General features: G+C 63.7%; 1 protein-coding gene. It reads right to left on the reverse strand.

All coding sequences use genetic code 11. The annotated features are described in order from the left end of the window. The coding region (locus BST12_RS29760) for a polyketide synthase dehydratase domain-containing protein (protein WP_245850634.1) at positions 1-269 on the reverse strand (269 nt) is incomplete at its 3' end. Positions 270-333 lie beyond the last annotated feature (64 nt).

Raw genomic sequence — 333 nt, forward strand, 5'->3', positions numbered from 1 at the left:
CCCCCCGCCTCCCCATCACCGCTCACGCCCTGATAACCAGCCGGATCCTCCAACCGCGAATACACCTCAAACCCACACCGGCCCTCCCCATCCGGGCCACCGACCAACAACTGCAACCCCACCGCGCCATGCTCAGGCAACAACAACGGCGCCTCAATAACCAACTCTTCTAACCGCGGAACACCAGCCCAAGCCCCCGCCGCCAACACCATCTCCGCAAACGCCGCCCCCGGCAACAACACCACATCAGCCACCGCATAATCAGCCAACCACCCATGGGTCTGCACCGACAACCGGCCACTAAACAACCACCCCCGCTCACCCCCCAAACAC

It is taken from the genome of Mycobacterium angelicum, assembly GCF_002086155.1.
GTDB classification, from domain to species: Bacteria; Actinomycetota; Actinomycetes; order Mycobacteriales; family Mycobacteriaceae; genus Mycobacterium; species Mycobacterium angelicum.